This is a genomic window from Gallibacterium faecale (assembly GCF_027920745.1).
Taxonomy (GTDB): domain Bacteria; phylum Pseudomonadota; class Gammaproteobacteria; order Enterobacterales; family Pasteurellaceae; genus Gallibacterium; species Gallibacterium faecale.
The window spans coordinates 1-12,358 of sequence record NZ_JAQIBB010000093.1 but is presented as its reverse complement, the minus strand read 5'-3'; the positions used below and the strand labels follow the sequence as shown (position 1 = coordinate 12,358).

General features: G+C 35.8%; 11 protein-coding genes. 8 read left to right on the top strand and 3 right to left on the bottom strand.

What is annotated here, in order from left to right:
• The 3 genes from PF272_RS13025 to asd form a co-directional block, all read right to left on the bottom strand.
• Window positions 1-104 (bottom strand): zinc-ribbon domain-containing protein (locus tag PF272_RS13025; protein WP_413789452.1); only part of this gene is annotated, 104 nt, incomplete at its 3' end.
• A gap of 27 nt (window positions 105-131) precedes the next feature.
• Window positions 132-719, bottom strand: coding sequence for a uracil-DNA glycosylase family protein (locus PF272_RS10420; protein WP_271142702.1), 588 nt, complete (start codon window positions 717-719; stop codon window positions 132-134).
• A 57-nt stretch (window positions 720-776) separates the two neighbouring features.
• Window positions 777-1,889: an aspartate-semialdehyde dehydrogenase gene (gene asd, locus PF272_RS10415; protein ID WP_271142701.1), complete on the bottom strand. Its 1,113-nt coding sequence runs from the start codon at window positions 1,887-1,889 to the stop codon at window positions 777-779.
• 235 nt (window positions 1,890-2,124) lie between these two features.
• Here asd and PF272_RS10410 point away from each other — a divergent pair, with 235 nt between their 5' ends.
• From PF272_RS10410 to PF272_RS10375, 8 genes are all read left to right on the top strand, one after another.
• Window positions 2,125-2,712, top strand: coding sequence for a UbiX family flavin prenyltransferase (locus PF272_RS10410; protein WP_271142700.1), 588 nt, complete (start codon window positions 2,125-2,127; stop codon window positions 2,710-2,712).
• Window positions 2,713-3,046: 334 nt separating this feature from the next.
• Complete coding sequence (gene alaS / locus PF272_RS10405; RefSeq protein WP_271142699.1) at window positions 3,047-5,671, top strand: alanine--tRNA ligase; 2,625 nt, start codon at window positions 3,047-3,049, stop codon at window positions 5,669-5,671.
• Between the two features lie 105 nt (window positions 5,672-5,776).
• Window positions 5,777-5,965, top strand: coding sequence for a carbon storage regulator CsrA (csrA, locus tag PF272_RS10400; RefSeq protein WP_065234162.1), 189 nt, complete (start codon window positions 5,777-5,779; stop codon window positions 5,963-5,965).
• Window positions 5,966-5,992: 27 nt separating this feature from the next.
• Window positions 5,993-7,357, top strand: coding sequence for a phosphohexomutase domain-containing protein (locus PF272_RS10395; RefSeq protein ID WP_065234163.1), 1,365 nt, complete (start codon window positions 5,993-5,995; stop codon window positions 7,355-7,357).
• Between the two features lie 85 nt (window positions 7,358-7,442).
• Entirely contained in the window at window positions 7,443-8,333 is an 891-nt protein-coding gene (gene galU / locus PF272_RS10390) for a UTP--glucose-1-phosphate uridylyltransferase GalU (RefSeq protein WP_271142698.1), read from the top strand.
• A gap of 280 nt (window positions 8,334-8,613) precedes the next feature.
• Window positions 8,614-10,071: a glycerol-3-phosphate transporter gene (gene glpT, locus PF272_RS10385; protein WP_271142697.1), complete on the top strand. Its 1,458-nt coding sequence runs from the start codon at window positions 8,614-8,616 to the stop codon at window positions 10,069-10,071.
• A 68-nt stretch (window positions 10,072-10,139) separates the two neighbouring features.
• A complete protein-coding gene (glpQ, locus tag PF272_RS10380) occupies window positions 10,140-11,237 on the top strand; it encodes a glycerophosphodiester phosphodiesterase (RefSeq protein WP_271142696.1) in 1,098 nt (365 codons plus the stop codon).
• Between the two features lie 246 nt (window positions 11,238-11,483).
• Window positions 11,484-12,358, top strand: an 875-nt coding sequence (locus tag PF272_RS10375; protein ID WP_271142695.1) for a hypothetical protein, incomplete at its 3' end; no start/stop codon positions are given.

Here is a 12,358-nt window from a genome sequence, read left to right as displayed (position 1 = left end):
GGGGTAAAAGAATCAGTTGTTGCTAGGCTCTTCTGCATTTTACCACAATGACTACAATAGTTTTGTTCTTCCGCTAATGAATGTCCGCAATTTTTACAATACATTTGTCTATCCTCAATAAAAGAAAAAATCTATTTTAACTCAATTTTAATAAAAAACTGCCGATAAATTTCGGCTTTTTTATTGAGGGCGAGTGGGTAAGCCCGTGAAGAAGAGGGTAAACGGTATAACCGATATAGTTGGTTATTGATCTCGAATTGGCAACTCTCTCCAGTAGCAGGGGTATCAATTTTATTCGGTAATAAAGAAAGTAATGTTTCAGTTGCTTTCTCGCCAGCGGTCATAATTGTATGACAATGAGGAATTTTGCTTAAGAGTTTAGCAATATCCACAGGTTCAATAATTTGTAAAAATTTATCGGAAGCGTTACCTTGTTGGCGGAAAATTTTGTAGCCGCTATCAAAGACAGCAATACCTTTTTCTTGTAAAAACTGTTCGATCCTAGGCTGATCAAAGGCAGTTTTATCTTCATTCAAAAAATAATCTTTATTATTAAAAAAGACTAATCCATAGATACGCCACATATCGTTTTGAAAATTAGGGTAGTAAAAGTTCATTTTCCAACGATATTTCGGTGGTGGGAAACTGCCTAACATCAGCATTTTAGCGTTAGGTGGTAGAAACGGAGATAATGGATGTATTTCAATATTTTCTGTCATAAGTGAATAAAATAAAAAGCTCGCCCTTAGTGAGCGAGCTAGAAACAATAAAAATGATTAAGCAACTAATTGTTTTAAGATACGGCGAATTGGTTCTGCTGCCCCCCAAAGTAATTGGTCACCTACGGTGAAAGCCGCTAGATATTCAGGTCCCATATTGAGTTTACGTAAACGACCTACTGGTACGCTTAAAGTGCCTGTTACTTTCGCCGGTGTTAATTCACGTAATGTAGTTTCTTTATCATTTGGAATAACTTTGACCCACTCATTGTGAGAAGCTAGAATTTGTTCAATTTCTGCTAAAGGTAAGTCTTTCTTCATTTTGATAGTAAATGCTTGGCTGTGGCAGCGTAATGCACCGATACGTACACATAGACCATCAATAGGAACTGGGTTTTCAGATAAACCAAGAATTTTGTTAGTTTCAGCATAGCCTTTCCATTCTTCTTTGGTTTGACCACTTTCTAGAAGTTTATCAATCCAAGGAATTAAGCTACCGCCTAATGCTGCGCCAAAGTTATCAGTTGGGAAGTCATCTGCACGCATTTTTGCAGTAACAGCACGTTCAATATCTAAAATTGAAGAAGCAGGATCTTTGAGTTCCGCTTCAACAACGCCATGAAGTTGTCCCATTTGCACTAATAATTCACGCATATTTTTAGCACCTGCGCCACTTGCTGCTTGATAAGTTGCAACTGAAACCCATTCAACAAGATCACGTTCAAATAGACCGCCTAAAGCCATTAACATTAAACTTACTGTACAGTTACCGCCTACATAAGTTTTAATCCCGTCTTTTAAGCCTTTATCGATTACATGTTGATTGACTGGGTCAAGCACGATAATGGCATCTTTTTCCATACGTAGTGCAGAAGCTGCATCTACCCAGTAGCCGTCCCAACCAGTAGCACGTAATTTAGGATATACTTCATTGGTGTAATCCCCACCTTGACAAGTAACAATAATTTCTTGTTGTTTTAATGCATCAAGATCATAAGCATTAAGAAGAACGCCTGCATCTTTTCCCGCAAAGGTTGGCGCTGGTTGACCTGCTTGTGAGGTAGTAAAGAATGTTGGTGCAATATTGGCAAAATCTTGTTCTTGTTGCATACGGTCCATTAATACTGAACCCACCATACCACGCCAACCGATAAAACCGACTTTTTTCATTGTTATACCCTCATTAGTTAATTTTGAAATAAATGCTGTGTTTTTTTGATAAGGCTTAATTAATTACTCTATAAAATGAATTAAATCAATAGTTGATTCTCAAAAAAGATGAAAAAGTCTAAAATTTGTTGAAGTATTTAGCAAACAGTATGGGAATCGCTATAACAACGGTGGTTTTTATATTTATTTGCTATGATATGTGGAGCAATAAAGCAAAATTCGCTTGGAGAAAATAATGACAAAACGAATTATTGTTGGGATTTCTGGGGCATCTGGTATCGTTTATGCAATCGATCTATTACAAACATTACGCCAGTTAAAGATTGATGTAGAAATTCACGGAGTTGTAAGCCAATGGGCTCGGGAAAATTTACGTATTGAAACGACAATGGGATTATCTGATCTCTATGATCTAATGGATTATCATTATGCAAATCATGATATGGCAGCGACTATTGCATCAGGCTCTTATTTAATTGATGCAATGGTGATTGTGCCTGCAAGTATGAAAACAGTTGCTGGAATTGCGTGCGGTTTTCATGACAGTTTAATTGGTAGGACGGCAGATGTAACCTTAAAAGAACAACGTAAATTAATTATTGTGCCGAGAGAAACCCCTTTAAGTGTGATCCATCTAGAAAATTTAACTAAATTAGCAAAGTTGGGAGCTCATATTATTCCCCCTATTCCTGCGTTTTATCATCCGCCGCAATCGATAGATGAGTTAATCCGTCAACAAACAACGAAAATGTTAGATTCTTTAGGGATTGCATATCCAGATGCAGAGCGTTGGCAAGGTTCTTTTCGGACTAGTAAACGCTAAAATTTTGAAAAAGTAGGTATTTTTATAGAAAAAAATCTTAATTTTGAGAGGTAACGCACTAAATTGTGCATCATATTGGGTTAAGATAACTCATATTGAGTAGTTTTTAGCAAGATGATAACGAGATTAAATTTGTTTCCGCTTAGTATAAAGTAAGAATTTTCTCTGAAAATGCCTATTCTACATTCAATAAAATAGAAAAATATGCAAGAATAAGCACCGTTTATTTTATCGGTAAAATACAAATTTCCCCTCTCTTTTCTTTTTTAAGATGTCGTGAAAATTTGTAGGACATATAAAAGAAAATTCTTCTTTTAAAACTAATAGGATTTTTATGAAAACAACGGCAGAAATTAGACAAGCTTATTTAGATTTCTTTCATAGCAAAGGACACCAAATTGTTGCGAGTAGTTCATTAGTGCCAGAAAACGACCCGACATTGTTATTTACTAATGCTGGGATGAATCAATTTAAAGATGTTTTCTTAGGTGTTGATAAACGTGCTTATCATCGTGCAACCACAGCACAACGTTGTGTGAGAGCTGGTGGTAAGCATAACGATCTTGAAAATGTTGGATATACCGCACGTCACCATACTTTCTTTGAAATGTTAGGTAACTTTAGTTTCGGTGATTATTTTAAGAAAGATGCAATTCATTATGCGTGGGAGTTTTTGACCTCAGCACAATGGTTAGGGTTACCAAAAGAAAAATTATGGGTAACTGTCTATGAAACTGATGATGAAGCTTATGATATTTGGCATAAGGAAGTAGGCGTACCAGCAGAACGTATTATTCGTATTGGGGATAATAAAGGTGCACCTTATGCTTCTGATAACTTCTGGCAAATGGGTGATACAGGTCCATGCGGTCCGTGTACAGAAATTTTCTATGATCATGGTGATCATATTTGGGGAGGTCCTCCAGGCTCACCAGAAGAAGATGGCGATCGCTATATTGAGATCTGGAACGTGGTATTTATGCAATATAACCGCCTTGCAGATGGAACAATGGAAAAATTGCCAAAACCATCTGTCGATACAGGAATGGGATTAGAACGAATTAGTGCTGTCTTGCAACACGTAAACTCAAACTATGATATTGATATTTTTAAAGTATTAATTGCTAAAGCGGCAGAAATTACAGGTGAGAAAGATTTAAATAATAAATCTCTTCGTGTGATTTCTGACCATATTCGTTCTTGTGCATATCTGATTGCTGATGGTGTATATCCATCTAATGAAGGTCGTGGTTATGTATTGCGTCGTATTATTCGCCGTGCAGTACGTCATGGTCACCTATTAGGCGCAAAAGAAACATTCTTCTATAAATTAGTCCCAACCTTGATCGAAGTGATGGCTCAGGCTGGTGAGATTATTAAAGAAAAACAAGCGCATATAGAAAAATTATTACGTTTAGAAGAAGAACAATTTGCGAGAACATTAGAGCGTGGTTTAGCGTTGTTAGATTCTGAGCTTGCTGGATTAAATGGAAGTGTGCTTTCTGGAGAAGTGGCATTTAAGCTTTATGATACCTATGGTTTCCCTCTTGATTTAACGGCGGATGTTTGTCGTGAACGTAATATTACGATTGATGAAGAAGGCTTTAATCGTGAAATGGATGCACAGCGTGAGCGTGCACAAGCGGCAAGCCAATTTGGTATGGACTACAATAATTTGATTCGTGTTGAAGGAACAACCGCATTTGAAGGTTATCATGAAGTTGAAAGTCTCGCTAAAGTTTCTGCAATCTTCATTGATGGAAAACAGGTTGAAGAAGTTAATGCAGGACAAAGTGCCGTAATTATTCTAGAAAATACCCCATTCTATGCTGAATCAGGCGGTCAAATTGGAGATAGCGGTGTATTAGAAAGTGCAGATGTTTTATTCCAAGTAAAAGATACTCAAAAATATGGTCAGGTTTTTGGACATATTGGTGAATTAGAAAAAGGTCAGATTAAAGTTGGTCAGACATTAAATGCGATTGTTGATGCAAAACGTCGTCAAGCAACATCTTTGAATCACTCTGCAACTCACTTGTTACATGCTGCATTACGTCAAGTATTAGGTACACATGTTGCCCAAAAAGGTTCATTGGTTTCTGACAAAGTATTACGCTTTGATTTCTCACAACCAGAAGCAATTACTAAGGCTCAACTTGCAGAGATTGAGCGTTTAGTTAACGAACAAGTGCGCGCAAATCATCCAGTAACAGTAGAAGTTATAGATATTGAATCGGCAAAAGCAAAAGGTGCGATGGCACTATTTGGTGAGAAATATGGTGATGAGGTTCGTGTGATTACTATGGGGGATTTCTCAGTTGAACTTTGTGGCGGGATCCATGTAAAACGAACAGGTGATATTGGTTTCTTCAAGATTGTTTCAGAAAGTGCGATTGCTGCGGGAACTCGCCGTATCGAAGCTGTAACTGGTGAAGAAGCATTTAATGCCGTATTAGCTCAACAAGCATTATTAACACAAAGTGCAGATTTGTTGAAATCTGATGTCGCATCAGTTGTAGAAAAAATTCAACAATTACAAGATAGAGCGAAAAAATTAGAGAAAGAGCTGCAACAACTCAAAGAAAAATCTGCCGTTCAAGCAGTTTCTGATCTAGCGCAACAAGCGCAAGAATTGAATGGTGTTAAAGTAGTCATTGAAGCAGTAAATGGTGTTGAACCAAAATCATTACGCCTAATGGTAGATGATTTGAAAAATCGACTTGGTTCCGCTGTTATTGTTTTTGGTGCAACACAAGATGAAAAAGTCAATCTTATTGTTGGCGTTACCCAAGATGTAACCAGCAAAGTAAAAGCAGGGGAATTAGTTAATTTACTTGCTCAATTTGTTGGGGGTAAAGGCGGTGGCAGACCAGATATGGCAATGGCTGGTGGTAATGAGCCTGAAAAATTAAACGAAGCATTAGCCTTTGCGCAAAGTTGGTTAGCGGATAAGCTATAAGTTAGTCCACCTCTATTAAGGAGGTGGCATCCTCGTGCGATGAACCTATCTGAAAGTAGAGATTGATAAATTTCGCTAATATTAATACAGGAAAAGGAGTGAATTATGTTAATTCTAACTCGAAAAATGGATGAGAAATTATTAATCGGTGATGATATTACAATCAGTGTGTTAGAGATACGAGGCAACCAAGTCAAAATTGGCGTTGATGCACCAAAGGATGTGGCTATTTATCGTGAAGAAATTTACCACAAGGTAAAAGAAGCGAAATTAAAAGAGCAAGACAAAGAATAATTTTGACAACATAAAATGAGGTACAACATGGAGAAAATAACCTGCTTTAAAGCCTATGATATTCGAGGAAAATTAGGCGAAGAGTTAAATGCAGATATAGCTTATCGAATCGGACGTGCTTTTGGGCAATTTTTAAAACCGAAAAGTATTGTTGTTGGTGGAGATGTTCGCCTGACAAGTAAAGAGCTAAAGAGTGCTGTAACAAATGGATTATTAGATTCAGGAGTAGATGTTATTGATCTTGGGCAAACTGGGACAGAAGAGATCTATTTTGCAACCTCATTTTTAAAAACCGATGGCGGAATCGAGGTTACAGCAAGCCATAATCCAATGGATTATAATGGTTTGAAACTTGTACGTGAGGGTTCTCGTCCAATTAGTAGTGATACAGGTTTAAAAGATATTCAGCGTTTAGCTGAGGAAAATAATTTCCCTGAAGTTACCAAACGTGGTGAATATAAACAAATTTCAGTCGTGGATGACTATGTAGCGCATCTTCTTTCTTATATTGATTTAAGTAAGTTAAAACCATTAAAGTTAGTGATTAACTCAGGTAATGGTGCCGCTGGTCCAATTATTGATAAGATTGAAGCGGTATTTAAACAAAAACAAGTACCAGTAGAATTTATTAAAGTTCATAATGATCCTGATGGTACTTTCCCTCATGGTATTCCTAACCCACTTTTACATGAAAATCGCCAAGATACGATTGACGCTGTTTTAAAACATAAAGCAGATATGGGCGTGGCATTTGATGGTGACTTTGACCGTTGTTTCCTGTTTGATGAAAAAGGAGAATTTATAGAAGGTTACTATATCGTAGGCCTATTATCTCAAGCATTCTTACAAAAAATGCCTGGTGCCAAAATTATCTATGATCCACGTTTAATCTGGAATACAGAAAAAATTGTAGCAGAGAATGGCGGTGAAGCAGTAATGTCTAAATCAGGTCACTCTTTCATTAAAGAAAAAATGCGTAGTGTAGATGCGGTTTATGGTGGAGAGATGAGTGCGCACCACTATTTCCGTGATTTCTTCTATTGTGATAGTGGTATGATTCCGTGGTTATTAGTGACAGAATTACTCTGTACAACAGGAAAAACCTTAGGCGAGTTAGTGGGTAATAGTGTAGAAACTTTCCCATCACCAGGTGAAATCAATAGTAAATTGGCAGATGCGAAAGTTGCCATTGAACGAGTGAAAAATGCTTATGCACCAGGTGCAGTAAGTGTGAGTGATTTAGATGGTATCAGCATTGAATACCCAGATTGGCGTTTCAATTTGCGTTCTTCTAATACAGAACCTGTTGTACGTTTGAACTTAGAAACTCGTGGTAATAAAGCATTAATGGAAGAAAAAACAGCTGAAGTTTTAGCTTTGTTACGTCAGTAATCGATTTTCCCGAATGGGAGAGGTAGGATAACCGCACATTTGTGCGGTTATTTGTATCTAGTGGTTGAAAATAAAAGGAAAAAGAATGAAAGCAATTATCCCTGTTGCAGGTTTGGGAACCAGAATGCTGCCAGCAACCAAAGCAATTCCAAAAGAGATGCTAACTATTGCGGACAAACCATTAATTCAATATATCGTGAATGAGTGTGTGGCTGCTGGCATTAAAGAGATTGTTTTAGTAACACATTCTTCAAAAAATGCGATAGAGAACCATTTTGATACTTCGTTTGAATTAGAAACGATGTTAGAAAAACGGGTAAAACGTCAATTATTGGAAGAAGTTCGTTCAATTTGTCCGAAAGATGTAACCATTATGCACGTGCGTCAAGGTTATGCAAAAGGATTAGGACACGCGGTATTGTGTGGGCAAGCATTAGTTGGTAACGAACCATTTGCGGTGGTTTTACCAGATGTGATTTTAGCTGAGTTTACCGCTGATCAAAAAACAGAAAATTTAGCTGCAATGATCAAACGTTTTAATGAAACACAAGCTAGCCAAATTATGGTAGCGCCAGTGGCACAAGAAGATGTCTCTAGTTACGGCATTGTGGATTGTGGTGATGTTGATTTAAATACAAACGAAAATGCAGTAATTCATAATATTGTTGAAAAACCGAGTGTTGAAACTGCACCATCTAATTATGCGGTAGTTGGTCGTTATGTATTCTCAGCTGGAATTTGGGAGCTGCTTGCAAGAACGCCGGTTGGGGTTGGTGATGAAATTCAGTTAACGGATGCTATCGATCTGTTAATTAAACAAGAAACAGTTGAAGCTTTTACGATGAAAGGTAGAACTTTTGACTGTGGCGATAAGATTGGTTATATGCAAGCATTTGTTGAGTATAGTTTACATCATCCAAAATTAGGCGATGAATTTAAACAATATCTTCTACAATTATCAAAAACGCTAAAATAATCATCTCTTTTGAATAGGCTAAACTGAGTTTAGCCTATTTTTCTACCTATTCCATAGTAAATTGTCATTAAAAAATTTCTACTAACGCTAATTTTATCTTTTTTATGTTCGTTTTTTTGATTTTTTAAACTCAAATTTGAACATAAGAAAATAAAAAATCAAAATTCTTTGTGATAACGCTCACAAATAATAAATCATCTAGATAACAACCCTATGTTTTTGTGCTATTTTACGCATGAAGTCTTTTGAGTCTTTATAATAAAAAATTGGAGGATTACTTATGTTTGGTTTTTTGAAACCTGCTCCTGAGAAGCCAATGCTTCCAGAAGCACAAATTGATCCAACGTATCGTCGGTTACGTTGGCAAGTATTTTTTGGTATTTTCTTTGGTTATGCAGCTTATTACTTTGTTCGTAGTAATTTCGATTTAGCTCAAAAAGGATTAATTGAAGCAGGAATGTATACTAAAACCGAACTTGGTATTATTGGGATTGCACCAGGTTTATCATACGGTTTATCAAAATTCTTTATGGCAGCTATTTCTGACCGTTCTAATCCAAAAATGTTCTTACCATTTGGTTTGGCGCTTTCTGGGTTATGTATGACCCTAATGGGATTAATTCCATGGGCAACATCTGGCATTTTAATTATGTTCGTGATTTTGTTTATCAATGGTTGGTTCCAAGGTATGGGATGGCCTCCTTGTGGTCGTACTATGGTGCATTGGTGGTCAAAGAAAGAGCGTGGAACAATCGTTTCTATTTGGAATACGGCACATAACTTAGGTGGTATGATGCCAGCGGTGTTAGTCGGTATTGCAAGTTCAATTTATGCTGCAAATCACCCAGAAGTTGCGAAAGTAACCTTTGGTCATGTATGGCAAGAAGCGTTGTATTACCCAGGTATTGCAGCAATGGTTGCAGCAGTGATTATTTTCTTTGTGATGAAAGATACACCGCAATCTTGTGGTTTACCACCAATTGAAAAATATAAAAATGACTATCCAGAAGATTATGATGAAAAAACGTATGAACATAATCTCAGCACTAAGGATATCTTTATTACCTACGTATTGAAAAACCGTTTGCTTTGGTACATCGCGATTGCGAACGTGTTTGTATATCTCATTCGTTACGGTATTTTGAAATGGTCTCCAGTTTACCTTGGTGAAGTTAAACACTTCGATATTAAAGGTACTGCTTCAGCGTATGCAATTTATGAATTTGCGGCAATTCCAGGTACATTACTTTGTGGTTGGGTATCTGACAAAGTGTTCAAAGGTAAACGTGGCTTAACTGGTTTCGTATTTATGGTGTTAGTAACGATTGCGGTTGTTGTATTCTGGTTAAACCCAGCAACACCACAAGAAGAATTAGCACAATATGCTAACTTACCTTGGTATAAAAACCCTTATCAATTAACTGACTTTATTATGATGACGACTATTGGTTTCCTTATCTATGGTCCTGTTATGTTGATTGGTTTGCATGCACTTGAATTAGCACCGAAAAAAGCAGCTGGTACCTCAGCAGGCTTCACAGGATTATTTGGTTACCTTGGTGGTACAGTAGCAGCAAGTGCGGTTATTGGTTGGGCAGCAGATACATATGGCTGGGACGGCGGTTTCTATATTATGGTCGGTGGCTCAGTATTAGCTTGTGTCTTAATGTTAATCACAATGATTGAAGAGGGTAAACACAAAGCGAAAATTGCTCGTGAAGATCGTTACGGTAATTAATACTTCTAACAAAGGCGATAATTAAAGTTATCGCCTTTTTTGTATCTACCATTTAGAGGAGAAAACAGATGAAATTAAAAACTCTGATTATGGCATTAATGAGTGCTGGCGTGTTAGCTGGATGTGCAACACAAGCTACTACACAGAAAGCTGTGTTATGTGAAGAAAAACTGGTCATCGCTCATCGTGGTGCGAGTGGTTATATTCCAGAACATACTTTAGAGTCTAAAGCATTAGCATTTGGACAACAGGCAGATTATTTAGAACAAGACTTAGTGATGACCAAAGATAACCATTTAGTTGTGATTCACGATCACTTCTTAGATGGTTTGACTGATGTGGCGAAAAAATTTCCGAACCGTCATCGTAAGGATGGCAAATATTATGTAATGGATTTCACTTTAGCTGAAATTAAAAGTCTGAATATGACTGAAAATTTTAAAATAGAAAATGGTAAGCAAGTCCAAGTGTATCCAGATCGTTTCCCTATGTGGAAATCTAATTTTAAAATCCATACCTTTGAAGAAGAAATTGAATTTATTCAAGGGCTAGAGAAATCAACAGGTAAAAAAATTGGTATCTATCCAGAAATTAAAGCACCATGGTTACACCATCAAGAGGGTAAAGATATTGCTTTAGCAACATTAAAGGTATTGAAGAAATATGGTTATACCAGTAAAAATGATCGTGTTTACCTGCAAACCTTTGATTTTAATGAGTTAAAACGAATTAAGACAGAGCTAGAGCCAAAATTGGGTATGGATCTTAAATTAGTACAATTAATTGCTTATACCGATTGGCATGAAACAGAAGAAAAAAATGCGCAAGGTAAATGGGTAAATTATAGTTATGACTGGATGTTTAAACCGGGTGCAATGGCGGAAGTTGCTAAATATGCGGATGGAGTTGGACCAGGTTGGTATATGTTAGTTGATGATGAGAAATCAACATTAGGTAATATTAAATATACCCCGATGGTACAAGATATTGCTAAACAGAAATTAGAGTTACATCCTTATACTGTACGTAAGGACGCATTGCCTAAATATATGAAAGATGTCAATGAAATGTATGATGCGTTATATAACAAAGCAGGGGCAACAGGATTATTTACCGATTTTCCTGATTTAGCAGTTAAATTCTTAGAAACTCAATGTAAAAAATAGTTCTTTTTTATTACTACCCAATATTGTTTGAATATTGGGTAGATTTCGATCACATTTTTAATAAAATTCCCATCAATTCTTATCTAATTATGCAAAGATCTGATATTGTTTTGCTATCAGCCAGATAATTGATAAATCGTTTTATCTAGAATTAAATAAATTCCTTTGTAAGCTTGTTTGCGATTAAGGAATTAATCTCTGAACTTACTCTACTAAGCTCATAACGTTCCAATAATTGGTGATTGTATGAAGGAATTATTTCGAGCAAATCTTTATGTTGCAGACTGCGATAGTGTTAACTCTACTTATGATAATGCACATTACACGAGACGTTTTAAATCAGGTATTTTGATGGCAAAAAGTATTGGAATGAATCCGAATATGATTTTTGACAGTCAAGGGTTTGAAATGGTTATTTCAGATCCTAAAGTGAAAAAATTTTTTGCAAAAAAAGTCAAAGAGAAAGAGAAGGAAGGTTTAGAGTATTGTATTAATGTCCATATTTATAATAATTTTATTGAAGATGGATATTTTGACTTTAATGCCAAAGAGAATCCTTTTGAAAGATATTATCATGAGAAGTTAAGAGAACATTATTTGTTTAGTTCATATCATTTAACTAAGCAAGAAATAGAAAAAGATAGTTTAATGCAAGAAAAAATTGCTCAGAAACTCACAGCATTAAATGAGTTTGTTCAATATATTTATCAAGAAACAGGAAATAATATTTTTAAAATAAGGAATGATAATGCTGTTTTAGATTTAAGATCATTAGTGTTAAATAGATCGACATATATGCTGACTGATATTAGTAAATTTTCAGAAATGGATGAAAATTTCAAAAAAATATATATTGATTCATTACAACAATTTAAAGAATTAATTGAAGGTAATATTGATATTAAGAGTCGATCACAAGTGTATCATTTGTTGGAAACTATGTTGGCACGAGAGTTTTCTGAATATTCAGTGATTTTGAAAGAAAAATTAAAAACAGATATTATAGATATCTCCTATAATAGTTCTTTTATCAAAGAAGGTGAAATTTTCCGATATAAAAGTATCGATGCATTAGATATTGTATATGAAAAATTATTTGATTCTTATGCTGATAGTGGGAT

Bases quoted from the DNA above. Each gene is read 5' to 3' on its own strand.
- csrA (WP_065234162.1), top strand. From the start codon at position 5,777: ATGTTAATTCTAACTCGAAAAATGGATGAGAAATTATTAATCGGTGAT.
- PF272_RS10420 (WP_271142702.1), bottom strand. From the start codon at position 719: ATGACAGAAAATATTGAAATACATCCATTATCTCCGTTTCTACCACCT.
- glpT (WP_271142697.1), top strand. From the start codon at position 8,614: ATGTTTGGTTTTTTGAAACCTGCTCCTGAGAAGCCAATGCTTCCAGAA.
- alaS (WP_271142699.1), top strand. From the start codon at position 3,047: ATGAAAACAACGGCAGAAATTAGACAAGCTTATTTAGATTTCTTTCAT.
- PF272_RS10410 (WP_271142700.1), top strand. From the start codon at position 2,125: ATGACAAAACGAATTATTGTTGGGATTTCTGGGGCATCTGGTATCGTT.
- galU (WP_271142698.1), top strand. From the start codon at position 7,443: ATGAAAGCAATTATCCCTGTTGCAGGTTTGGGAACCAGAATGCTGCCA.
- PF272_RS10395 (WP_065234163.1), top strand. From the start codon at position 5,993: ATGGAGAAAATAACCTGCTTTAAAGCCTATGATATTCGAGGAAAATTA.
- asd (WP_271142701.1), bottom strand. From the start codon at position 1,889: ATGAAAAAAGTCGGTTTTATCGGTTGGCGTGGTATGGTGGGTTCAGTA.
- glpQ (WP_271142696.1), top strand. From the start codon at position 10,140: ATGAAATTAAAAACTCTGATTATGGCATTAATGAGTGCTGGCGTGTTA.